General features: G+C 28.3%; 26 protein-coding genes and 1 pseudogene. 24 read left to right on the top strand and 3 right to left on the bottom strand.

Going from position 1 to position 24835, the window contains the following annotated elements; translation table 11 throughout:
• Window positions 1-260: 260 nt before the first annotated feature.
• The 7 genes from F594_RS0105175 to F594_RS0105145 all read left to right on the top strand — a co-directional run bounded on the left by F594_RS0105175 (window position 261) and on the right by F594_RS0105145 (window position 9610).
• A complete protein-coding gene (locus F594_RS0105175) occupies window positions 261-1550 on the top strand; it encodes an ABC transporter substrate-binding protein (RefSeq protein ID WP_019034785.1) in 1290 nt (429 codons plus the stop codon).
• Between the two features lie 7 nt (window positions 1551-1557).
• Entirely contained in the window at window positions 1558-2433 is an 876-nt protein-coding gene (locus F594_RS0105170) for a carbohydrate ABC transporter permease (RefSeq protein WP_019034784.1), read from the top strand.
• Entirely contained in the window at window positions 2423-3244 is an 822-nt protein-coding gene (locus tag F594_RS0105165) for a carbohydrate ABC transporter permease (RefSeq protein WP_019034783.1), read from the top strand. The genes F594_RS0105170 and F594_RS0105165 overlap by 11 nt, the downstream gene beginning before the upstream one ends.
• A 10-nt stretch (window positions 3245-3254) precedes the next feature.
• The gene (locus tag F594_RS0105160) at window positions 3255-4334 is read left to right on the top strand and encodes an ABC transporter ATP-binding protein (RefSeq protein ID WP_019034782.1); all 1080 of its coding nucleotides are present in this window, start codon (window positions 3255-3257) and stop codon (window positions 4332-4334) included.
• Window positions 4331-5101: a sugar phosphate isomerase/epimerase family protein gene (locus F594_RS0105155; RefSeq protein WP_019034781.1), complete on the top strand. Its 771-nt coding sequence runs from the start codon at window positions 4331-4333 to the stop codon at window positions 5099-5101. Before F594_RS0105160 ends, F594_RS0105155 begins: the two co-directional genes overlap by 4 nt.
• 183 nt (window positions 5102-5284) lie before the next feature.
• Window positions 5285-8218 (top strand): UvrD-helicase domain-containing protein, encoded by a 2934-nt coding sequence (locus tag F594_RS0105150; protein WP_019034780.1) that lies wholly within the window; start codon window positions 5285-5287, stop codon window positions 8216-8218.
• A 48-nt stretch (window positions 8219-8266) separates the two neighbouring features.
• Window positions 8267-9610, top strand: a complete 1344-nt coding sequence (locus F594_RS0105145) for an acetyl-CoA hydrolase/transferase C-terminal domain-containing protein (RefSeq protein ID WP_019034779.1) — start codon at window positions 8267-8269, stop codon at window positions 9608-9610.
• Here the strand turns inward: F594_RS0105145 and F594_RS09890 are convergent, their stop codons facing one another.
• The 3 genes and pseudogenes from F594_RS09890 to F594_RS09885 form a co-directional block, all read right to left on the bottom strand.
• Window positions 9611-9961 carry a hypothetical protein gene (locus tag F594_RS09890; RefSeq protein ID WP_233428290.1) on the bottom strand — a complete coding sequence of 117 codons (351 nt, stop codon included), beginning with the start codon at window positions 9959-9961 and terminating at the stop codon, window positions 9611-9613.
• Between the two features lie 42 nt (window positions 9962-10003).
• Window positions 10004-10078 (bottom strand): annotated as a pseudogene (locus F594_RS10045) (hypothetical protein); the annotation flags it as partial.
• A gap of 41 nt (window positions 10079-10119) precedes the next feature.
• On the bottom strand, window positions 10120-10542 hold the full coding sequence (locus tag F594_RS09885) for a hypothetical protein (protein ID WP_233428289.1): 423 nt from the start codon (window positions 10540-10542) through the stop codon (window positions 10120-10122).
• 111 nt (window positions 10543-10653) lie between these two features.
• Here F594_RS09885 and F594_RS0105135 point away from each other — a divergent pair, with 111 nt between their 5' ends.
• From F594_RS0105135 to F594_RS0105055, 17 genes are all read left to right on the top strand, one after another.
• Window positions 10654-11211: a DUF1836 domain-containing protein gene (locus F594_RS0105135; protein ID WP_004824920.1), complete on the top strand. Its 558-nt coding sequence runs from the start codon at window positions 10654-10656 to the stop codon at window positions 11209-11211.
• Window positions 11204-11920 (top strand): hypothetical protein, encoded by a 717-nt coding sequence (locus tag F594_RS0105130; protein WP_019034778.1) that lies wholly within the window; start codon window positions 11204-11206, stop codon window positions 11918-11920. The genes F594_RS0105135 and F594_RS0105130 overlap by 8 nt, the downstream gene beginning before the upstream one ends.
• A complete protein-coding gene (locus F594_RS0105125) occupies window positions 11913-12815 on the top strand; it encodes a tetratricopeptide repeat protein (RefSeq protein ID WP_019034777.1) in 903 nt (300 codons plus the stop codon). The genes F594_RS0105130 and F594_RS0105125 overlap by 8 nt, the downstream gene beginning before the upstream one ends.
• A complete protein-coding gene (gene map, locus F594_RS0105120; RefSeq protein ID WP_009346330.1) occupies window positions 12809-13564 on the top strand; it encodes a type I methionyl aminopeptidase in 756 nt (251 codons plus the stop codon). The genes F594_RS0105125 and map overlap by 7 nt, the downstream gene beginning before the upstream one ends.
• A gap of 2 nt (window positions 13565-13566) precedes the next feature.
• Entirely contained in the window at window positions 13567-14217 is a 651-nt protein-coding gene (gene trhA / locus F594_RS0105115) for a PAQR family membrane homeostasis protein TrhA (RefSeq protein WP_019034776.1), read from the top strand.
• A 7-nt stretch (window positions 14218-14224) separates the two neighbouring features.
• A complete protein-coding gene (locus F594_RS0105110) occupies window positions 14225-15601 on the top strand; it encodes an MATE family efflux transporter (RefSeq protein WP_019034775.1) in 1377 nt (458 codons plus the stop codon).
• A 9-nt stretch (window positions 15602-15610) separates the two neighbouring features.
• Window positions 15611-16210 (top strand): peptidylprolyl isomerase, encoded by a 600-nt coding sequence (locus tag F594_RS0105105; RefSeq protein ID WP_019034774.1) that lies wholly within the window; start codon window positions 15611-15613, stop codon window positions 16208-16210.
• An 11-nt stretch (window positions 16211-16221) separates the two neighbouring features.
• The gene (locus F594_RS0105100) at window positions 16222-16824 is read left to right on the top strand and encodes a thymidine kinase (RefSeq protein ID WP_009346276.1); all 603 of its coding nucleotides are present in this window, start codon (window positions 16222-16224) and stop codon (window positions 16822-16824) included.
• 247 nt (window positions 16825-17071) lie between these two features.
• Complete coding sequence (locus F594_RS0105095; protein ID WP_019034773.1) at window positions 17072-18139, top strand: carbohydrate kinase; 1068 nt, start codon at window positions 17072-17074, stop codon at window positions 18137-18139.
• Window positions 18132-19058 (top strand): pseudouridine-5'-phosphate glycosidase, encoded by a 927-nt coding sequence (locus F594_RS0105090; RefSeq protein WP_009346320.1) that lies wholly within the window; start codon window positions 18132-18134, stop codon window positions 19056-19058. The genes F594_RS0105095 and F594_RS0105090 overlap by 8 nt, the downstream gene beginning before the upstream one ends.
• Window positions 19051-19551: an acyl-CoA thioesterase gene (locus tag F594_RS0105085; RefSeq protein WP_009346313.1), complete on the top strand. Its 501-nt coding sequence runs from the start codon at window positions 19051-19053 to the stop codon at window positions 19549-19551. The genes F594_RS0105090 and F594_RS0105085 overlap by 8 nt, the downstream gene beginning before the upstream one ends.
• A gap of 107 nt (window positions 19552-19658) precedes the next feature.
• Window positions 19659-19940 carry a DUF503 domain-containing protein gene (locus F594_RS0105080; protein ID WP_026302306.1) on the top strand — a complete coding sequence of 94 codons (282 nt, stop codon included), beginning with the start codon at window positions 19659-19661 and terminating at the stop codon, window positions 19938-19940.
• A 177-nt stretch (window positions 19941-20117) separates the two neighbouring features.
• Entirely contained in the window at window positions 20118-21524 is a 1407-nt protein-coding gene (locus F594_RS0105075; protein ID WP_019034771.1) for a VanW family protein, read from the top strand.
• Window positions 21525-21577: 53 nt separating this feature from the next.
• Window positions 21578-22153 carry a hypothetical protein gene (locus F594_RS0105070; protein ID WP_019034770.1) on the top strand — a complete coding sequence of 192 codons (576 nt, stop codon included), beginning with the start codon at window positions 21578-21580 and terminating at the stop codon, window positions 22151-22153.
• Window positions 22144-22971 (top strand): CvfB family protein, encoded by an 828-nt coding sequence (locus F594_RS0105065; RefSeq protein ID WP_009346311.1) that lies wholly within the window; start codon window positions 22144-22146, stop codon window positions 22969-22971. The genes F594_RS0105070 and F594_RS0105065 overlap by 10 nt, the downstream gene beginning before the upstream one ends.
• Entirely contained in the window at window positions 22961-24520 is a 1560-nt protein-coding gene (gene rlmD / locus F594_RS0105060) for a 23S rRNA (uracil(1939)-C(5))-methyltransferase RlmD (protein ID WP_019034769.1), read from the top strand. The genes F594_RS0105065 and rlmD overlap by 11 nt, the downstream gene beginning before the upstream one ends.
• A 16-nt stretch (window positions 24521-24536) precedes the next feature.
• Complete coding sequence (locus F594_RS0105055) at window positions 24537-24818, top strand: CD1845 family protein (protein WP_001267686.1); 282 nt, start codon at window positions 24537-24539, stop codon at window positions 24816-24818.
• The last annotated feature ends 17 nt before the right edge of the window (window positions 24819-24835 follow it).

The raw sequence follows: 24835 nt of genomic DNA, 5'->3' as shown, positions 1-24835 counted from the left end.
TTAGAAGCTGTAGAAATGCAGCTTCTTTTTACTATAAAAAAATTTTAATATAAATTATATTGAGATTTATATTAAAATTCTAAAAGACAGATAAGATTTGTCAAATAAAATATTATAATAAATACCATTTTTTCAACTTTATCAATTTTATTTTCATATCATGATATCTTTTACTTTAAATTTACTTAGACTTCACTTGGAATCTAAATATTTCTATTAAGATAAGTTCAGACTTTATGATTAACGAAAGGATGAATTTAATGAAAAAATTAATTAAAAGTTTGATTTTTTTAATTATTGTAGCAACTATTTTTACTGCATGTTCAAAAAAAGAAGCAAAAACAAATGAAGATGGTAAAATTAAAATCAATTATTACCATGTAAATGCAGAAACTCAAGGAGGAATTGCAGTTGCAGACCTTGTTGATAATTTTAACAAGAATAATGACCATATTGAAGTTGTTGCCACTTATAACCCAGATATGTATAAGGGACTTATGCAAAATTTGCAAGCAAAGCAAGCTGCAGGAGAATTACCAGGACTTGTTCAAGTAGGCTGGGCATTTCTTGATTATTTTTCAAATAACTTTGATTATGTCTCTCCTCAAGATGCAATCGATAAATTTGATAAAGATGACCCAAATTTTCTAAAAGATAATTTCCTAGAAAATATATTAGACCTTGCAAAGAATTCTGACGGCGACCAAGTAGGTATTCCTTATTCATTATCTACTCCTGTGCTTTATATTAATAAAGATTTGTTGAAAAACTGTGGCTTATCTGAAGAAGGGCCAAAAACATGGAAAGAAGTACACGAATTTGCAAAAACTATTAAGGATAAGACAGGCAAATATGGTTTATACATTCAAGAACCACAAGATTTTTGGGCTCAACAAGCTCTAATAGAATCAAATGGTGCGAAAATGATTACAGATAACAAGGCAAGTTTTGCTTCTCAAGAAGGTATAGAAGCAATGAAGGCATATCAAGACATGGTAAATGATGGTTCTGCTATTCATATTTCATGGGATGAAGGTGTTCAATCATTTGTAGATGGAAATATTTGTATGTGCTATACAACAATAGCTAGACGTGAACAAATACAAAAAGGTGCAAAATTTGATGTGGGAACTGTAAAATCACCAACTTTTGAAGGAAAAGATAGAAAAATTCCAGCAGGAGGATGTTTCTTAGCAATAACTGCTACAAAGGATGATGAAATTGCTGCAGCTTGGGAATTTGAAAAATATTTATATGGTATTGAACAAATGGCAACCTGGACAAAAGGAACAGGTTATACTCCGCCGAGAAAGGATGTAGCAGATGCTGAAAATGGATTGAAATCATTCCTTCAAGAAAATCAAATGATGCGTCCAGCTATTGAACAATCTGAAGATGTTGTATCTTGGGCATCATTTCCAGGCAATGCTGGATTAGAGGCTGAGCAACTTTTACTTGATATGAGAGATGAAATATTATCAGGCGCTGATGTGAAAAATTCTATGGAAACAACCCAAGAAAAAATTAATTCTCTATTAGCAGGAAAATGAGGATAAAATGAAAGAAAAATTTAAAGCTTATTTGATGCTTTTGCCAGCTGGTATTTTTTTCCTAATTTTTATAATTATTCCATTATTTTATACTTTTTATTTAAGCTTTTTTGATTGGAACATGATAAAGGTCAATAAAAAATTTGTAGGTTTTGATAACTATATTGAACTCTTTAAAAACCCCATATTTTATAGGATTTTAATTAATACTTTTATTTATATAATAATTTTATTAGTTTTAAATTTTTTACTACCCTACATTCTTGCCTTTATTTTAGGAGTAATTGTTAAGAAATTCAGAAATTTTTATAGGGCAAGCTTTTTCTTGCCCTCTTTAATTTCTTTAGTTATAGGTTCAGTTCTTTATACTTGGATACTCAATCCCGTATCAGGACCAATAGCTATAATTTTAAAACAGTTTTCCATGACATTACCTATTTGGTCTAAGACGCAAGGCTTTGTTATTGTCGTGATTTCAATAATAACTACTTGGAAGGTATTTGGATATAACTTTATTGTTATTATGGGAGCTATAGCAGGAATTGATGAAAGCATAATTGAAGCAGCAAAGATAGATGGAGTTTCAAATTTCAAATTATTTAAAGATATTGTTTTACCAGCTTCCTCAGCAACTGGTATCTATATATTTATTATGACAATAGTTCAAGGTCTTCAATATATATTTACTCCTATAAAAGTTATAACTCAGGGTGGACCTAATTATTATTCTTCAAGCTTGATATACCACGCATATCATGAAGGATTTATCTTATATAGGACAGGTGTTTCCTCTGCTTTATCAATGGTAACTATGATTATTTTTGTAATTTTGTTATTGCTAGAATTTAAGTTTGTAGAAAGAGGTATTTATTATGAAAACTAAAAATAATCAAATATTTTTACACATAATTCTATTAATACTTGTAATAATAACTTTATTTCCTATATTTTTTGCTCTTTCCAATTCTTTTAAAACTTTGCAGGAATCATTCAACTCTGTGCTTTCTTTAATACCTAAGGAATTTACTATTGATAATTATAAGTATGTTTTTTCAAGACTACCTCTGTTTAAGATTATTGTTAATACTTTTGTTATTGCTTTCATTGTAACCATGGTAAAAATAATAACATCTGTTTTAGCATCTTATAGTTTTGTATATTTTGAATTTAAAGGGAAAAATGTAATCTACCTAATATTTTTAACAACTATGTTCATTCCCTTTACAGTAACTATGATACCTAACTATCTTATAGTTTCAAAATTAAATTTGACTGATTCTATTTGGGGAGTAATGCTTCCCCAATTTGCAGATGTTTTAGGTATATTTCTTTTAAGACAATCAATGAGGACAATACCAAAATCTATAATTGAAGTTTCAAAGATTGATGGGGTTAGTGACTTAAGAATTTTAAAGGATATAATTATGCCTATAATTAGGCCGTCAATAATATCAACAGCCATAATATTTTTTATTAATTCATGGAATGAATATGTCTGGCCAGTTTTGATTATTTCAACTAAGGAGCACTATACCTTATCCTTAGCACTTCAGATGTTTATTTCATCAGAAGGAGGAACAGAATTCCCTGTAGCAATGGCAGTCTCAGTGATTACAATGATAATTCCTTTGATATTATTCATAATATTTCAAAGGCATATAATTTCAACATTTATTAGTTCAGGAATAAAATAAGGAGGCTAAGTTGAAAGAAATAATTTTTGATAATGTTAGCAAAATTTATGATAAAGATACATTAGTTTTAGATAATTTAAATTTCAAAATAAATGATGGTGAGAGGCTTGTACTTTTAGGACCATCAGGTTGTGGTAAGTCTACGACTTTAAGAATTATAGCAGGTCTTTCAGATATAAGTTCAGGAAAGTTATATTTAAATGGACAGGTGGCAAATGATTTGGAGCCAAAAGACAGGAATATTTCTATGGTTTTTCAAAATTATGCACTTTATCCCCATATGACTCTCTTAGAAAATATCAGCTACGGTTTGAAAGTTAATAAAGTTCCGTCTGATGAAATTGAAAGAAGATGTAAAGACGCCTTATCTACTTTAAAACTTGAAGGCCTAGAAGATAGAAAACCTAAAGATTTATCTGGCGGTCAAAGACAAAGAGTTGCATTAGCGAGGGCTCTTGTCAAAAATGCAAACTACTTTCTTTTAGATGAACCCTTATCAAATCTTGATGCACAATTAAGACTTCACGCAAGAAAAGAACTTGTAAAATTACATGAAAAATATAAGATGACTCTAGTTTATGTGACTCATGACCAAGTTGAAGCTATGACCATTGGTCAAAGAATCGTTTTATTAAATAATGGAAAAATCCAAATGGCTGATAACCCATATAATATTTATAATCACCCGGCTAATATATTTTGTGCTAAATTTATTGGTTCTCCATCAATGAATATCATTAAATGTAAGTTGATAGATGGAAAAATTAATTTATTAAATCACAACATTGAGCTTTCTAAAAACTTAAAATCTATTATTGAGTATTATAATAAAGATGAAATATATTTAGGAATTAGACCTGAAGATATTGAAATCACAAATAATGATAAGGATATGGAAATAAGTATTGATTATTTAGAAGACTATGGAAATAGGGTAGGAGCCTATTTTAATCTTTTAGATGATGAATATGTTCTTATAACTAGTGGCAAAAAATTAAAAGAAAAAGATATCATTAATATTAGATTTAATAAAGATAAAATTTCTTTGTTTGATAGAGATAGTGAAAAAAATTTGGAGGTATCTGATTGATTTATATTTCGACAAATATGTATAAAGCAGAAAGCTTTGAAAAAGTATATAAAATTTGTGATAAGGTGGATTTCCCAATTGGTATAGAAGTATTTTTAATGTTTGGGGATAATGATTACTATAATATTTTAAAAGATAACATTGAGAAATTAAAAAAATTACCTATAACTTTTCACGAACCTTATTACGGAACTGACCATACCTATTCTGAGGGAGAAATTTTTCAAAGGACTAATGATTATTTAAAACTTACCCATGAATTTTCTGTTTTAAATCCTAAATATATGGTTTATCATTACAACAATAGGAAAATTGATGATAGGGAAAAGATGCTTGAAGTTACAAGGAAAAATCTTGATGAGTTTTCAAAATATTTTGATTTTCCTCTGCTGATTGAAAATGTAGGAGTTAAAGATAGGGATAATGTCTTATTAAATCAAGATGAATTTATTGAGGAATGTTTAAATAGAAAAGAAGGAGTTTTAATAGATATTGGACATGCTAATGCAAATTCATGGAAATTTGAAAAATTAATTTCTTCTTTAAAGGGAAAAATAAAATCATATCATCTTCATACCAATGATGGTATTAAAGATGAACATAGGTCAATTTTTGAGATAGGGAAGAGTCCAATAATATCTAATATTTTAAAACTAATAAAAGAATATACTCCTAATGCTGATTTAGTTTTAGAATATTCAAATTATTACGAAGATAAGGAAGATTTAGTAGCCGAGGATGTTAAAAAGTTAAAAAATTTATTATGATATTCTAGACCTTGGGTCTAGAATTATTTATTAATCCACAAATAAAGATTTATCATAATATTTGGAAAAACCTAATTTCCTTTATCTTTAAAAACTTATCATGATATAGTATAATTATTATAGGGTAATAGTATAAATAATTTTTAAAGATGGAGTTTTAGAAAAGGAAAAGTTATATATATTATGGTTTTAAATGAGATTCAACAAAAGGCATCTACAATTTTAGATAAGAACATTTCTTTGATTTCAGGAGCCGGTACTGGAAAAACTGGTGTTTTGACCCAAAGATTTATAAATATTATTAAAGCTCAAAATGGTAAGTTTGATAATATTTTAGCTTTAACTTTTACTGATAAAGCTACAGAAGAAATGAACAACAGAATTTATCATGAGTTAGCTAAAACCTCTTATGATTTTAACGTTGACAAACTTAATATTATGACAATTCATTCCTTTTGCAAAGATTTAATTTTATCTTATAACAGGTATTTACATATTAACTCAAATTTTGATTTAGATAATGATTTTTTTTGTCAAATCCTTTTAAAAGAATCTATTAAGAAAATTCTTTCAACTTATAATAATGAAGACTATTTGTCCTTTCTTTTAGATTTAAATTTTAGTATTGTTCCAAGAGATGTTGAAGCTATATTTTTTGATTTATACAATAGATTAAGAAATAAAAATATAAGTCTTGATGATTTAAAAAATGCTTCTTTTGTGAACTTTGAATCTTGCGAAGATAAAAATTCTCTTAAAAATAATTTGCTGGCTTTAGGAAAAAATAAGTCTTTAAAAACCTTAAATAAATTCATTAATTCTAGTATTTTTTCTGAAATTTTTGACAAAGAAAATCTCGATGCTAGTGACTTATATACCATAAAAGAAAATTTAGGACAGTCAAAAAATTTTGAGGATGAGCTTAACTCAGTAAAAGAACAGATTTCAAATTTATTACTTGCATTAGATGATTCTAATTATAAATATTATGAAATTATTATAGAAATTTTGGAAAAAATTCATAAGCTTTATACAAAGGAAAAAAGAGAGAGAGGTCTTCTAGATTTTGATGATCTTCTTATTTATGGTAATGAACTTGTTCAAAATAAAGATGTATCAGATAAATTAAATAAAAAATTTACTTATATTTTGATAGATGAGTTCCAAGATGTAAATATTTTACAAAATAATATTATTTGTGGTTTAAATGCCAAAAATATCTTTATAGTAGGTGATCCTCAACAGGCTATATATGGCTTCAGAGGTTCTTTCATCGGTATTTTTGATAATTTTTACAAGCTTTTCCGAGATAAGGATAAAGAAATTTTGACTTTAAACATGAATAAGAATTACAGAACTGATGCCTCTATTATTTCTGATATTAACACTCTATTTAATAATATTTTTACTGATTATCAAGGTCTTGTTGCAAACAATAAGGCTTCAAGAAAGATTGAAAAATATACAGTTTGTGATGAAGATGATTATCTAAAATTAATAAAACATCTGCTGAGTGAAAATGATTCTAAAGATATAGGAATTTTAGCTAGAACAAATGGAGAACTTGAAAAACTAGAAACTTATTTAAAGCAAAATAATATAGATGTAAATAGGGGTAAAATAAACCTTAAACAAACTCAAGTAATTAAATTTATTTTAAGTTTCTTGAGATCTATATTCAATAAAAATGATTTTACATCTTTTATGGATTATATTTCATCACCATTTTGTGATTTATCTTTTAACAGTCTAGTTACAGTTCTTCTAAAAGGTTATAAATCAATTGATGAGGTATGTAATGGATATATTTCTGATAGCAATTTAGCTAGAGCTATTGATGTGTACATAAAAATTCAGAAGATAAAAAATGTTTCAAGCTTGGATTATTTGATAAAAAAATGTATTGATGAATTTAGGATTTTTAAACTTAATAGAAATGATTGGGATTATATATTAATCTTATATGAAAAATCAATAGAGTTTAAGGAAAAAGGTTTAAGTTCTTTTAGGGTATTTGAAAGATATATAGAATCTGTTGAGGTTAATGATAAAAGTCAGGGAGTTAATTTATTAACGATTCATAAATCCAAGGGTTTGGAATTTAAGACAGTTGTTTTAATCAATATGTCTAAACCATTGTCAAATAAAACTTCCCAAAAGATTACATTTAATAAAAAGTTTGGTCTTGCTATAGATAGTCAAAGGAGTAATGGGAAATTTAATCTTATTAATAATGAGCAAAAGGATATTAACTTCGAGGAAGAGAGAAGAATACTTTATGTTGCCATGACTAGGGCTAGAGATAGATTAATAATATGTTCAGAAAAAAAACAATCCCCAGCATCATATATGTCTATATTAAATGCGCCAGATAAATTTTTTAAAGAAGTAAATATTGATGAAGAAGAATATCAAGTAAAGATAAATGAAGATACAAGAAAGTTAATAAACTTAAATGAAACTTTTAAATATAGGTATAGGCAAAACTATTCTATAACAGACTTTTTAAATTATGACTATGATAAAGATACTTACCTTATGAAATTCTTTTTCAATAGAGATGCAAAAAAACTTCAGGGGAATACTTATTATATGGACCCTAAAGTTCGTGGTAATATGCTACATTTTTTTGCCGAGCATTATAATGAAGAAAAAATAGATGATTATATAGAATTTTTATTTAAAATTTTTAAGGAAGACATTAATGGTAATAAATTTAATGAAATAAGGGAATTAATTGTTAACTACCTTAATCTGAGGGATAAGGAAATCCTTTATAAGGAACTGGAATTTTTTTATGATTTTAATGGTCATATTGTTAGAGGTTTTATTGACCAGGTTGTCTATGATGAAGGTATATATATTGTTGACTTAAAGACTTCAGATTTATCGGAAGAGGAACTTGTTAAGAATTACAAGTGGCAGTTGGTTTTTTATAGCAAAGTTTTCCAAAATATATATAAAAAAGAAGTTAAGGGAGCATATATTTATTCATTAAAACATTGTAAAAAAGTCCCTGTCCAAATAAATGATAAGATAATAAATGAATTAGATGAAAAATTTTTAAAATTTATTGAACAATCAAGAAAAATTAATTTCTATAAGATTTTTTCTTAGGAAATCTTTTAATATAAATAAAACTAATAGTAATTTTAAGGAGGAAATATGGATTTTAGTAAGATTTATAATGAAAAATTAATAGGACCTAAAGAGGCAGCGGGTCTTGTTAAAGATGGTATGAGAATTGATTATGGATGGGGAGCATCAATGAGTAAGACTTTTGATAAGGCTCTTGCAAATGACCTTGACAGATTAAATGAAATTTCAGTTTGTTCAGGTGTTGTGCTTTCTAAACCTAAAATTTTTGATGCAGATCCTGAAGGTAAAAAGGTAATTTGGAATTCTTATCATTCAGGTGGACCTGATAGAAAAAGAATTAATGCTGGAGAAGGTGGATTTTATGTACCTTTAAGATATTCTGAGCTTCCAAGATGGATAAGAGAAAATATTGATGTTGATATAGCTGTTGTTGTTGCTACTCCTATGAATAAACATGGATATTTCAACTTTGGATTAAATGCTTCACATCAAATGGCAGTTATTGAAAAAGCAAAAATAGTTATCGTTGAAGTTAATAAAAATATGCCATATTGCCAAGGTGGTTGGGAACATGAAATTTCTGTAAATGATGTTGATTATATTATTGAATCAGAAAATGAACCACTTGTAGAAATTCCATCAGGAACTTTTACCGATGTAGATAAAAAAGTTGCTGAAAAAATAGTTGCAGAAATTCCTAATGGTGCAACCTTACAACTTGGTATTGGCGGAATGCCAAATGCTGTTGGTTCACTGATTGCTGATTCAGATTTAAAAGACTTAGGAATTCATACAGAAATGTATGTTGATGCTTTTGTTGATATGACTTTAAAGGGTAAAGTAAACGGCTCTAAGAAAAATGTAGATAGATTTAGACAAGCTTATGCTTTTGCAGCAGGTTCAAAAAAACTTTATGAATTTTTGGATAATAATGCTCAAGCAATGGCAGTTCCTGTTGACTATACTAATGATGCTAGAGTTTGTGCTGCTATTGATAATTTTGTTTCTATAAATAATGCAGTAAATGTTGACCTTTATGGACAAGTTTCTTCTGAATCAACAGGATACAAACACATTTCAGGAACAGGCGGACAACTAGACTTTACTTTAGGAGCTTATTTATCACAAGGCGGTAAGGGATTTATATGCCTATCATCAAAATTTTTCAATAAAAAACTTGATAAGGAAGAATCAAGAATTCTTTCTCAATTCCCTGCAGGTTCAGCTATTTCTGTACCAAGACCATGTACTCATTATCTTGTAACAGAATATGGTATCTTTAATTGCAAGGGACGTTCAACTTGGGAAAGAGCAGAAGGAATAATTAATCTTGCAGCTCCAGAATTTAGAGATGATTTGATTAAAGATGCAGAAAAAATGGGAATTTGGAGAAACTCTAACAAGAGATAACTATCTCCAATAATTACAAGCTTTTATGATATCCTCATTAGTAATAATGGGGATATTTTTTTCTTTTAAAATTTTATCAATTTGTGAGATAATTGACAATTTATCGGCGCTCCATTTAGGTTCATAAAAAAATTTTTTGTCGGCATCACCTGTAATTCTGTGAACAACAGTGTATTTATTTAAGTTTTCCAGACTATAAATTATTAAATCAATATACTCTTCCTTACTAATGAGTTTAAAAGGATTTTCTAAATAATATTTATATAAAGGAGAATTTGTTTGTATATATAAATTATGAAATTTTATGCCGAAAGGACCTTGACTGTTGGCATAAGTAAAAGTTTCTTTCATATCTTCTATAGAATCGTTAGGAAGTCCATAAATTAGGTGAAGAAGAAATTTAATATTATTTTTCTTTAGAATTTGAAGATTTTTATCAAATTCTTTATGAGTGTAGCCTCTGTTGATCAGTGATATTGTACTTTCTTTAGTAGATTGAAGACCAAGCTCTAACCAGAGGAGTTTTTTTGACTGATTTGTTTTAGAAGCTCAATAATATTTTCATCAATACAGTCAAGTCGAGTAGCTATTGAAATCCCAACAATATCATCTCTTGAACTAATATAAGTATATAAATTTTTTATATATGAAAAATCTCCATAAGTATTTGTAAAATTTTGAAAATATGCTATATAATTTTTTGCCTTCCATTTACTCTTCAAAAATAATTTTTGCTTTTCAATCTGTTCATCTATTGTTAAATTGCCGTTTAAAAAATCACCACTTCCAGCATCTGAACAAAAAAGACAAGCCTTATTTGAAATTTTTCCATCTCTATTAGGACAGGTAAAACCACCGTCTAAAGATAATTTAACAGCCTTACCCTTAAAGTACTCCCTAAAAAAATCATTGAAAGATAAAAATCTTCTCATAAAATCACCAAGTAAATTTTAACAAATCAAATAAAGTTTTAAAAGTACCTTGTCTTTTATATAAAAATCATATATACTTAAATTAGTTTTAAAAACTAGGTGATACAATTTATGATTAATGAAGCAATATTAGATTACGCAAAATCTTTAGAAAATATCCATATATCAAGATGGGATGAACTTCCTGATTTTGATTTATATGCAACGCAAGTTGTGGATTTTATTAAGAAGGAATTATTTTTCCTTAACATATTTGGTGAAGATTTTGTTACAAAATCAATGTTAAATAATTATGTAAAAAATAAAATGATACCAAGGCCTAATAATAAAAAATACAATAAAGAAGCCTTAGCTAAGTTGATAGCAATAACTTTACTAAAACAGATTATGGAGATACCTGATGTTTGCAAAGGTATGTTTTTCCAAGTTCAAAATTCTGGAACAATGGAATTGGCATATAATACATTCTGCCAAGAATTTGAAGATGGGATAAATTTAATTTTTAAGGAAATGCCAACTGAAAAAGATCCAATAGATCTCTGTATAAAAAATGTTGAAAAATCAAGGATTATTACACATTTAGCTTCAGTTGCCTTAGCTTCAAAATTAATGGTAAAAAAAGTTGTTGATTCAGGTGGGTTTTTGGTGAAGGAAGATACCTATGAATAAGGGTATTTATATTATTGATAAAAATATTAATGAGAATGAAAATATTATATCCACAGATATGTTTTTTTCTGATAACTCAGATCCAATTGAAAAGATAGAAGATTTTTTCAAAAATGAAACAAGAGAAAATATTTTTATAATTAGTAGACCTAAAAGTTTAAGGTCAAAAGAATATTTTTTTAAAGCTTCAAGAAACCATAATAAAAATATTTTTTATCTAAACACTATAAGTCCTGGATTTGATTCGTATTTTCTTGCTCTTAAGGGAATAAATTTAGAGAATAGGTCATATGATTTTGAAAATATTTACCTTGCATTACAAGACCAGCTCAGGGATATTAAATATTATGCCTTGTTTTCTTCCTTGGATTATCTAGAGGAAAATAATATGCTGGGAAATATCAAAAAGAAAGTTTCATTACTTAATAAAAACTATTATATTATAAGTTGTGATAATAAGGGGATTTTTTATACTTGCAAAGTGATTAAAGATGCGGATAGGGCAAGTAAATATTTTCTTCAGTTTATTAAAGATAATTTAAAAATGAATTTTAATTTTAATATTGGAATTGAGTATAAAAATGATAGAATTAGAATAGAAAGTGAGGAATATTTAAGAAGTAATTTGCAATGGGCAAATCTTTATAGGAAATCTTTAAATCCTATAAAAGGTCTTGAACTTGCAGTTACCATAACAAAACATGATTAATTCTAATAAATATTATAATTATATTATTATAGCTAATGAATTTTTATATAAGGAAGAATATTCTAAAGCTAAAAATGCATTTATAAAAGCACTTTCAAATAGCGAAAGTGATAAAGAGAGAATTGATGCTATGTATGAAATAGCAGATATAAATTTGCTCTTAAAAAATTACCAAGACGCTTTTAATAACTTTAAAGAAATTCTTGACTTAAAAAATGATGAGGCTGGGGCTTGTTATGGACTTGCTATTTCTAATGATTTTTTGAAGGGTGATTATAATTTTTCTATAGAATACTATAAAAGGGCTATAGAAATTGACAAAAATTACGATAGGGCATATTTTTATTTAGCTCTTATCTATGATAAATTGGATAGAAAAGATGAAGCTATAGAGTGCTTAAAAAAATGTATAGAAATTGATTCCTATGACTATAACAGCTACAATATAATAGGTGCAATATATGAGTCAAAAAAAGAATATGAAAAAGCTTTAAAATATGTTAAAAAATCTCTTAATATAAAACCGGGATTTGGGGAAGGACTTTTTAATATGGGAGTTATTTATAAGGCCCTAGGAAACAATGATGAAGCTTTGAATTATTATAAAAAAGCAGTAGGAGAGTTTCAAAGTCCTTATTTATTTTTAAATATGTCTGCTCTTTATATTGAAAGAGAAGACTATAAAAAAGCAGTAAGTATTTTACTTGTTGGACTTTCTGATTTTCCTAATTCAGTAAATTTACATTATAATTTGGCTTGTTCCTATAAAAATTTAGGCAAAAAAGACCTTGCATTAGAGGAATTGAAGACAGCCATAAAATTAAATCGTGATGCCTATGATTGGGCAAAAGAAGATTTAGATTTAAAAAATTTAGTTGAGGTGATTAAATGGTAATTATAAAAACAAAAGAAGAAATTGAAAAGATGATTGTAGCAGGAAAAGTTCTTGCAAATGTTCATCATGAACTTAGAAATTTCATTAAACCAGGTGTTAAAACTATTGAAATAGATAGATTCGTTGAAAATTATTTATACGAACATGGAGCAAGTCCAGAAGAAAAAGGATACGAAGGATATCCATACAGTGTTTGCACATCAGTTAATGATGAAGTTTGTCACGGTTTTCCATCAGAATATGCTTTAAAATCTGGAGATATATTAAATGTAGACTTAGTTGTAAATGTAGATGGTTGGCTTGCAGATTCAGGCTGGTCCTATGAAGTTGGAGAAGTTTCTGATGAAGCCAAAAGACTTCTTAGAGTAACTAAAGAATGTATGTATAAGGGAATTGAACTTGCAAGAATAGGAAATAGACTTGGAGATATTGGAGCTGTCATTCAAGAACACGCAGAAAAAAATGGCTATTCAGTTGTTAGAGAATTTGTTGGTCACGGCATAGGAAGAGAAATGCACGAAGATCCCCAAGTTCTTCACTATGGAAAGGCTGGACACGGTCTTAGAATTCGTGAAGGAATGGTATTTACAATTGAACCAATGATTAATCAAGGTAAAAAAGAAATAACAATAGATAAGAATGGTTGGACAGCAAGAACTAAAGATGGTTCTTTATCAGCTCAATATGAACATCAATTGGCTATAACTAAAGATGGACCAATAATTATTACAGATCAAGGAGATTGCTAAAAATGGTTGACAGGGTTAAATATTCATTTAAAGAAGAACTTTTTAATGCTATTAGTCACTGGTTAGGATTTGTGGCGGGAATTGTAGGACTTGTAGTCTTAATTATTTTTGGAGTAAAAAATCATAGTACGCTTCAAATTGTTGGATTTTCAATTTATGGAGCCTGCATAATTTTACTTTATTTATTTTCGGCACTCTACCATTCAATACCCTTTGAAAAAGCAAAAACAGTTCTTAGAGTATTTGACCATTTGTCAATTTATTTACTTATAGCGGGAACTTATACACCAATTATTTTAAATTCCTTTAGCGGAAGTAAAAGAATAGTTTTGATTTCATTAATTTGGGGATTGTCAGTAATTGGAGTTTTGTTTAAACTTTTTATCAATGGAAAATTTACAAAGTTTAAAAAGCTTTCAACTATAATTTATCTTGTATTAGGATGGTTAAGCATCTTATTTATAAAACAAATTATACTTACAACATCTTATAAGTTTATTGTTTTTTTGCTTATAGGTGGTGTATTATATTCATTAGGAACAATTTTTTACATGGACAGGAAGATTCCATATAACCACGCCATTTGGCATCTATTTGTATTAGCTGCTTCTGTGGCACATTTTATAGGAATATTTGACGCATACGCAATATAGGAGTAATATGAAAAAAAGTTTAGATTTATTAGAGGGCAATATCTTTAGAAGTTTACTAAAATTATCCTTACCTTTGATGGGGACTGCTTTTGTGCAAATGTGTTACTCTTTAGTAGATTTAATGTGGTTGGGAAGACTTTCAACAGGAGCAGTAGCAGCAGTGGGAACCTGCTCCTTTTTTGTATGGATAGCCCAGGCTATAACACTTATTGCTCATACAGGACTTTCTGTAGGTTTATCTCAGGCTTATGGCAGAAATGATCATGAAGAAGCACAGAAAGTAATGATTAGTGGATTTTGGGTTAATTTATTTTTTTGCTTTCTTTTAACATTTTTTTATTTGACTTTCAGAAATAAGATAATCGGATATTATAATTTAGAAAAAGAAGTTGAAAATTTAACCCTTATTTATTTTACAATAGTTTCAGCAGGACTGATTTTTACATTTTTAAATCCTTCATTTTCTGCTGTATTTTTGGCAAGGGGAAATTCCATTACACCCTTCTCAATTTCAATAATTGCACTTTTATTTAATTTATTATTTGACCCTATATTAATATTTGGATTCGGACCCTTTCCGCATATGGGCATTGCAGGAGCTGCAATGGCAACAGTTCTTGCCCAAGCAATAGCAAGTTCTTTATATATTTTTTCGGGTATTAAGGCTAAAGAAATATTTACAAAGGTAAATTATTTCAAAAAAATTGATATAAAATATTTTACTGACCATCTTAGATTAGGATTTCCACCATCTATTCAATCAACAGTTCAAGCTTTATGTGGTGTAATTTTAACAAAATATATAGCAACATATGGAGCAGTTTCAATAGCTGTCTATTCTATAGGTTCTCAAATTGAATCAATTTCATGGATGACAAGTGATGGATTTTCTGCAGCTTTTGCAGCATTTTTTGGACAAAATTATGGAGCTGGAAATTTTGATAGAATTAAAGAAGGTAGAAAGGCAAGTTTATTAATTATAAACTTTGTTGGGATTTTTTCAGCATTATTGATGTTTATTTTCCCTTATCAGTTATATCAACTTTTTATTCCAGGAGATGTAGATGTAATTTTAGCTGGGGTAGTCTATCTTAGAATAATGGCACTTTCTGAATATTTTATGCCTGTAGAAATTGGAACTACTGGAATGATGAATGGACTTGGACTTACAAATTATCCGGCTGTAAATGCAGTTGTTTTAAATCTTGCAAGGATTCCTTTTGCACTGATATTTATGCCATTTTTAGGGGTATCAGGTATATGGCTTTCTATGTCTTTGTCATCAATTTTAAAAGGAGCCTTCATAACAATTATATTTATTTATTTGCGAAATGTTACTAAAGGATTTACAATAAATATGGAAAAGTATGTATCAAGAAAGTAAGGAGTTATTATGTTAGAACAATTAGAAAAACCAAAAAAAGGCGAAAAAATTGCAGTTTTAAATACCAATCATGGACAAATAAAAATAAGACTTTTTCCCCAAGCAGCTCCCAAGGCTGTGGAAAATTTTATAGGTCTTATTGAAAATAAATATTATGATAAAACAATTTTTCATAGAGTTATAAAAGATTTCATGATTCAAGGAGGAGATCCAACAGCTACAGGTCGTGGCGGTAAAAGTATTTGGAATAAGGCTTTTGAAGATGAATTTTCTATAAATTTTAGAAATATAAGAGGAGCTTTATCTATGGCAAATGCTGGTCCTAATACTAATGGTTCACAATTTTTTATAGTTCAAGTACCAAGTTGCCAAGAGGACATAATAAGGCAAATGGAAGATGCAGGAGCATCTAGGGGATTTACAGAAGATGTGATTGAAGCTTATAAAAATAATGGCGGTGCCTGGTGGCTAGATGGAAAGCACACAGTATTTGGTCAAGTTTTCCAAGGACTTGATGTTGTAGATGAAATTTCTGGTCTTGAAGTAAATTATATGGATAAACCACTTGAAGATGTAATTATAGAAAATGCAGTAATAGAAGAAATTTAGTCGGAGGAAATATGCATCAATATAAAGGAAGACTAATTCTTCATACGGGTTCTATGTTTTCAGGCAAAACAAGTTCATTAGAAAAAGATTTAAACAGGTTTTCTATTGCAAATTATAAAACTATGGCTTTCAAGCCAAAAGTTGATAGCAGATTTTCAGAATCAAAAATAGTTTCCCATGATAAGAACTCTTTTTCAGCAATTACTGTTGAGGATTCTTCCGATATTTTAAAGGTAGTTTTGGAAAAATCTCCTCAAGTAATTGGTATAGATGAGATACAATTTTTAAAAGATAAACCTGAAAAGATTTTAAAAAATATAGAAGAAATATTAGATATGTCTGTTACTGTTGTAGTTGCAGGTTTGGATATGGACTATCTTGCTCATTCTTTTGAAATAGTCAAAGAGCTTATGCCAAAAGCTGATTATTTATATAAACATCACGCTGTTTGTAAAAGATGTGGGACAGATGCCTGGGTCAGCCACAGAAAAGTTAATGTAAATGATAGGTTATTGCTTGGAGCAGAGGGTGAATATGAACCCTTATGCCGTTCTTGTTACAAGAAAGCTATAGAAGAAGATGAAATAAATTTAAATCAGGAAAAATTTTTATAATCGCATTTATTGCGATTATTTTTTTCTTTATAAAATTCTAAGAAATAATATAAACATATATCAATTCTTGATAGGATTTTAAAATATTATTTCCAGTATTTTTATAAAAAATTTTTACTTTTAATTGTATAATAAGGGCAGACTTAATTTTTATGTCTTATACTTAGAAATAAAATTTATTTATATAAATACTTGACTTAATATAATCAATTTATTATAATCTAGTCAAAAGATTAGAGGTGTAATTTTGACTCCGAGAGAAAGAGAAATAATGGCACTCTTAAGAAAAAATCCACAGATTAGTCAGAGAGAAATTGCAGAGAAATTAAATATAACAAGGTCTGGAGTTTCAACTCATATAAATAATTTGGCAAAAAATGGATATATCTTAGGTAGGACTTATATTTTAAGAGAAGATGACTACATAAGTGTTGTAGGTGGAGCAAATATGGATATTGTCGGTTCTTCTTATAATAAAATTATTAGAAAAGATTCAAATCCGGGTTATATAAAATATTCTTCTGGAGGTGTTGGCAGAAATATTTGTGCTGATTTAGCAAGGCTTGGAATAAAAACAAGTTTTATTTCTGTCTTGGGAACTGATGCTTCCGGAAGTTTTATAAAAAATGAACTCTCATCTATAAATGTAGACACTTCAAATATTTTGATAGTTAGTGGTTCAACCCCTCATTACTTAGCAATCTTAGATGATTCTAAGGATATGGAACTCGCCATAAGCGATATGGATCTTGTAAAAAAAATAGATAAGGATTTTTTGCAAGGTAAAAGAAATATCATTTCTTCTTCAAAATTAACAATTCTTGATACTAATTTAGAAGAAGAGGCATTGGGATATTTATTTAAAAATATTCCAAGTAAATATTTGGTAGACGGGGTTTCTACAAAAAAAGTTGTAAAATTAAAAAATTATTTACCATATATCTTCTTTTTAAAAGTGAATGAATATGAGGCAAAAGCCTTGACAGATGAAAAGGATGATATAGAAAAAATTGCTGAGGAATTATTAGATAAAGGTCTTAATTCCTTATGTATAACCTTAGGTTCAAAGGGAGCTTACTATTTTTCTAAAAAAGAAAAAATTTTTAAGAAATCAATTAAGTTAAATGTAGTAAATGCTTCTGGAGCTGGAGATGCTTTTATGGCAGGTTTTTCTTATGGTTTATTTAATGATGAATCAGTCGAAGAATGTTTAAATCTTGCTATGGCATCTTCAAGAATAGTTTTAAAATCTAAGACTGCAAGCCCACATGATTATAATTTAGAGAAACTAATGGAGGAAGTAAAAAATGCTTGATAAAGAAAATTTAAAAAAATATGTAGAATTTAGTCCTGAAGTTAAGGATGCTTTAGAAAATAATAAACCTGTTGTTGCACTTGAATCAACAATAATTTCTCACGGTATGCCTTACCCAAAAAATTTGCAAACTGCAAAAGAATGTGAAGATATTATAAGAAAGGGTGGAGCAGTTCCTGCAACAACAGCAATTATTAACGGAAAAATTAAGGTTGGTTTGACAGAAGAAGAATTGGAATTTTTATCTACTTCAAAAGATGTAATAAAGACTTCAAGAAGAGATTTTGCTTATATAGTTAGCCAAGGATTAAATGGAGCAACAACAGTAGCTTCAACAATAATTATTGCTAAACTTGCTGGAATTAAGATTTTTGTTACAGGTGGACTAGGTGGAGTTCACAGAGGTGCAAGCGAAACATTTGACATTTCAAGAGATTTAGAAGAACTTGCAGCAAATGATATTATGATAATCTGTGCAGGTTGTAAATCAATTTTAGACATTGGATTAACTTTGGAATATCTAGAAACAAAGGGAGTACCAGTTTTTGCCTATAAGACTGATGAGATGCCAGCATTTTTCACAAGACACAGTGGATTTAAGGTAGATTATAAAATAGACGAAGCAAAAGATGCAGCTGATATTGCTAGAACTCAATGGAATTTAGGATTGAAAACAGGAATCTTATTTACAAACCCAATTCCAGAACAAGCATCAATGGATGAAAAAGCCATAAATAAAGCCATAGAAAAAGCATTAGAAGAAGCAAAAGAAAAAGGAATTCATGGCAAAGAAACAACACCATTTTTATTATCAAAGGTAGTGGAAGTAACAGGAGGAAAATCTCTTGAAGCAAATATAGCTTTAGTAAAAAATAATGCAAAATTAGGAGCGGAGGTAGCAAAATATTTATATGAATAAGAAAAAAGTATCAGAATCAAAAGTAATATATCAATATGGAGTAATGGCAGGAGATTTAAACACAGGAGGAACAATGTATGGGCCAAAAATTATAGATATTTGCGATCATTCATCAGGTCAATGTGCCATTAAACATATAAGAGGACCAGTTGCTACAATTTCTGTTGATTCAATACAATTTGTAAGACCTTTATATGAAGGGGATTTTCTATTAGCAGAATCCATGGTTTCAGGTGTGGGTAATACTTCAATAGAAATTTTCACAAAAATATTTGTAGAAAAAGCTATGACAGGTCAAAAAGAACTTGCTGTAATGTGTTTTTTAACCTTCAAGGCAAAAAAAGCTGAGCCTGGTTCAATGCCAGAGATCGTTGCTGAAACTGAGGAAGAAAGAATTATAATTGAAGGCTACAGCAAGAGAAAAGAAATAAATAAAAAAAGACAAAGCTATAATAAAGAATTAAGAGAATTATTAGAAAAGTCCACTGATTGATGTGGACTTTTTAATTTCTATAGCTTATGCCATAAGTAAAACTGATAAAGTGAATTTTTTTCTTATAAATTTATAATATAACTTTCGATTTATGATATAATTTTCATATGAATATTGGAATTTGTAGCTTGGAAATTTTTATATATGATGTTAATTCATTAAAAGAAAAAAGGTCTGTAATAAAATCTTTAATTAATAAGAGCAAAAATAAATTTAATATTTCAATTGCTGAAGTCGGAGATAATGATAAATGGAACCGTTCAATTATTGGTTTCTCTTGTGTTTCTAATGATACAAAATTAATTGATAAAGTTATAGAAAGTGAAATTAAATTTATATTAGGAAATTTTCCAGTAGAAATTCTAAATACAAATAGAGAAATTTTATAGGACTTGTTAGTATATAAAAATTTAAAATAAAGAAGAGATACTTAGTTTTTAGATATATTAGGGATGCTATATCTAAATGCTTTTTGTCTTTTGATTTTTAGATATTTGTAAGTCAAAAAGTCTAAAACATGGGGATTTATTCACTTATAAATTATTGTATGTATTTAAGGAGAATTGATGAAAAAGACCAAGGTATTATTTTCAAAATTTAAAGAAAAATCAAATAATGTTTATCTTTTATTTTTTGCCCTTATAGCTTTAATTTTTTTAAGTTTAATAATTAATTATAATCATAGCAAAAAGTCAGATCTTATATATTCAGGTATAAGTATTGATGGTGTAAAAGTTTCTAAACTTAGTAAAGATGAGGCACTTTTAAAAGTAAAGGAAAAAAGTCAAAGTGATATTAATGCTAAATCAATAAAATTTTTATATGATGATAAAGATATAAATTACCCTCTAAATGAATTTGGCTATACTTTAGATTATGATAAAGCGATTAATGAGGCTTATGCTTTTGGAAGAGGAAAAAATGGCTTATCAAATTTCTTTAGAATATCAATGGGAGGTTTTTTACATAAAAATATTCCTTTAGAAGCAAACTACAATGATGACAAGATCAATAATGTTATAGATGAACTTGCAAGTATTGTATATTTAAAACCAAAAGATGCTAATATTCAAATTGATGAAAGTGGAAATTGTATTATTGTTAAAGAAATTCCTGGAAGATATTTAGAAACCGAAGAAATAAGGCAATTAATTAAGGATAGTTTAAAAAGTGGAAAGGATATTGAGCTTCCATTATATAAGACAGAGCCTGCTGTTTCATCTAAAATGTTTGAAGGAATTGATAAAAAACTTGGAGAGTTTACTACTGACTATTCAAAATCTGAAAAGAATAGAAAGAAAAATATTAAATTAGGGGCTAGATTTTTTAAAAATATGATTTTAAGTCCTGGAAAGGAAATTTCCTTCAATAAAACTATAGGAGATATTTCAGAAGAAAATGGTTTTAAATCTGCAGGAGTAATTGTAAATGGAGAATTTGATAGGGGAATTGGTGGAGGAATTTGCCAAGTATCAACAACCCTATATAATGCATTGATAAGAGCGGATCTTGAAATTATTGAGAGGTCAAACCACACAAGACCGATATCTTATGTTCCATTAGGTACAGACGCTGCGGTTGCAAGCGGATCTAAAGATTTGAAATTTAAAAATAATACAAATCATAATATTTATATTACTTCAAAAGCTGATGGAGAAAACTTATCTTTTATGGTTTACGGAAACAGTGAAGACAGAGATTATAAAATAAACATAGTTCCAAAACTACTTGAAGTTATAGAGCCAGACATAGTAAAAGAATATTCTGACAAAATCCCAAATGGAGAAGTTGAAGTTAAAAAAAGTGGTTCAAAGGGCTATTCCTATGTAACTTACAAGGAAATTGTTAAAGATGATGAGATAGTTAAAACTGAAACATTGTCAAAATCATATTATATACCACAAGATAGAGTTGTAGTTATAGGAGATGGAGAAGATTCTGATGAAAATGATAGCAATGAAAATTCAGATTGAGAGTTCCAAGGGAACTCTTTTCTCTTAATATCTATATAATATAAGAAATAGTTATGAGAATATTTAATGTATTTAACAGGAAAAAAGTGTCAATATATAGAAAAATACTTGAAACTAACTTTGATATTGAAGCTTTAAAAAATCTAAATTTGTCAGACGGAAGCTATGAGTATAATATAATCACAAAAAAAGAAAGTATAAAATCTATATCAACTAGACAATTAAATAATGCTCTTGATGATTTTTATGGTAGACAAAATTCAGCCTTAGAAGAATTTGATGATTTTTTCAGAAAAAATAGAGCATTAGAAGCGCAAAGGCCTTTTTTAGTAAATCTTATGCAGAAAATTGAATTTTCAGAAGATAAGTTGTTAGGTTTATCTATACTGTTAATGAGAGATTCTACAGTAGAAGAATCAGTAAAATTTGGTATGCTTTTATCGAAATATTATGATTTGAGAAACTACAATAAGGTAGAGATAATATTTAAAAATTTAATGAAACATCCAAGCTTTATGTATTATGGCTTAGAATATCTTATGAGTGTGGATTACGGACAAATTGATGATTTGTATGATAAGACATTTTTTTATGGTAAAAAAATTATAGAGGAGAAAGTATGGAATTAGGTAAAATCCAAAAATTAAAAATAAAAAAGATCACTGGAAATGGTTGCTATTTGCTAGATAATGAAAACAATGAAATTTTTATAAAAAAAGAAGAAGTAAAAAATCCTAAAGTGGGAGAATTTATAGAAGTATTTATTTATAACGGACACAATAAAGACATTTGTGCAACAACAAAAAAACCACTGGCACAAGTTGGCGATCTTAAGAAATTAAAGATAGTTGAAAAGTCAAAGTATGGATATTTTGTTGACATTGGAATAGATAAAGACATATTACTACCCTTTGGTGAAACTCAAGGTAGGTTGCAAGTAGGAGAGAAATATTTGTTATATCTATTCCATGATAGAAGTCAAAGACTTGCACTAACAATGAATATAAAAGATAAGCTAAAACTCAACGAAAATTTTCAGATAAATGACATGGTAACAGGAACCATATATGCCATAGGAAAAGTTGGATATTTTGTAGCAGTTGAAGACAAATATGATGGAATGATTCCAAAAGAAGAAGTAAAAGGCCTACTTGTAATAGGCGATGAAGTTCAAGCAAGAGTAGCAAGAGTATTAACAAATGGATTTATAACATTAACCTTAAGGGAAAAAGCCTATAAGCAAATGAATGTAGATGCTGAACAAATTTTAAAAATGCTTAAAGATAATGGTGGGACACTTTATCTTGGAGATAAATCAACACCTGAAGAAGTAAAAGAAATAACAGGATTGTCAAAATCAGCATTCAAAAGAGCACAAGGAGCCCTGTATAAAAGAAGATTAATAGATTTATATGATAGAAAGATAGTTTTAAAAAATGAAAAGTAAAGAATTAATAGGTCAAATTATTGATTTTGATTATAAGGGTATGGGTATGACAAAACTTGACGACATACCCGTATTTTTGGATAAAGGAGTAATTGGAGATAAAGTTTCATACACAATAACAAAAGACAAAAAATCCTTTTACAAAGGAAGAGTCACAAAAATTTTAAAAAAATCCAAAGATAGGGTAGAAAGTCCATGCAAATATTTTAACAAATGTGGAGGATGTGATTTTTTAAATTATAAGTATGAAAAAAGTCTAGATTGGAAAAAACAATCAGTCAACAACAAATTACAAAGAATATCAGAACTAGACATAAAAGTTTCAAAAGTAAATTCATCAGAAAAAACTTTTAACTACAGAAACAATATGCAGTTTCAAGTAAAAAATGGTAAGATTGGGCTTTATATGAAAAACTCAAAAGAAATTGTTCCAATAGAACATTGCCTGATGCAAAGCACCAATGCCAATAAAACCCTCAAAATTCTAACAAAATTTAAAAATCTAGAAAAAATAAAAACCCTAGGCATTAGAACTAACTATAAAGACCAAGTTATGCTCATAATATCCTCAAAAGAAAAAATAAACAAATTAAATCTAATACTAGGCAACTTAATAGATGCAAATGTAGTCTCAATATACGAAAACATAAACAATAGAACAAATGCCCACTATGGAGACGAATTTAATTTATTATACGGACAAGAATATTTAGAAGAAAAAATTAATAAGCTTTATTATAAACTATCGCCCGCATCTTTTTTTCAAGTAAATAGAGAGCAAGCTGAAAACTTATATAATAAAGCCATGGAATTTTTACAAGTAAAAGAAAATGAAAAAATTGCCGACCTATATTCAGGTGTAGGAACCTTGAGCCTAGAAATAGCATCAAGAAAAGCACAAACTCTAGGAGTAGAAATAGTAGAAGAAGCAATAGAAGATGCAAGAATAAATGCACAAAAGAATAAATTACAAGCAAGATTTATTTGCGGAAAATCAGAAGAAATATTAGAAAAAATTCAAAAAGATGAAAAAATAAAAATGGATAAAATCCTAGTAGATCCACCCAGAAAAGGAATGAATAAAAATTTAGTCGACTACCTAAATAAAAATTCCTACGAAAAAATAGTATATATATCATGCAACCCCGCAACACTAGCAAGAGATTTAAAAATATTAAAAGAAAAATATAAAGTAGAAAAAGTAGAAATATTTGATTTATTTCCCTATACATCTCATGTGGAGACGGTAGCACTTTTGTCCAAACTTGATGTCGATAAGCATATAAATATTGAAATTGAGCTGGATGAGCTTGATTTGACAAGTGCTGAAAGTAAGGCAACATATGCTCAAATCAAAGAATATGTTTGGAATAAATTTGAATTAAAAGTTCCGACATTATATATTGCACAGATAAAAAGGAAATGTGGAATAGAATTACGAGAACATTACAACAAGTCTAAAAAGGAGAAACAAATTATTCCACAGTGTACACCTGAAAAAGAAGAAGCTATCATGGATGCCTTGAGACACTTCAAAATGATTGAATAGAAAGGGAAGATATTTTATGAGATGGACAATAAAAATAATCTTTTTCCCAATCAGCTTCCTGCTTAGTATTCTCACTGCATTTCTGACATTCTTACTCGGAATAGGAACGGCACTGCTATATTTGCTGATGATGTTTTGCATATTTGGAGCAATAGCATCTTTCTTACAAAAAGAAGTTACCATCGGAATCGAAGCATTGATTATCGGATTTTTAGTTAGTCCATACGGCGTACCGATGATTGGAGCAACCGTTATAGCATTCTTTCAGGGAATCAATGAAGAGATAAAATCAATTTAAAAAATTTCATCAAAATG

The organism is Peptoniphilus lacrimalis DSM 7455 (assembly GCF_000378725.1).
GTDB lineage: Bacteria > Bacillota > Clostridia > Tissierellales > Peptoniphilaceae > Peptoniphilus_A > Peptoniphilus_A lacrimalis.
Note: the sequence above shows the minus strand (reverse complement) of the source record. Positions and strands in the feature narration are given on the sequence as shown.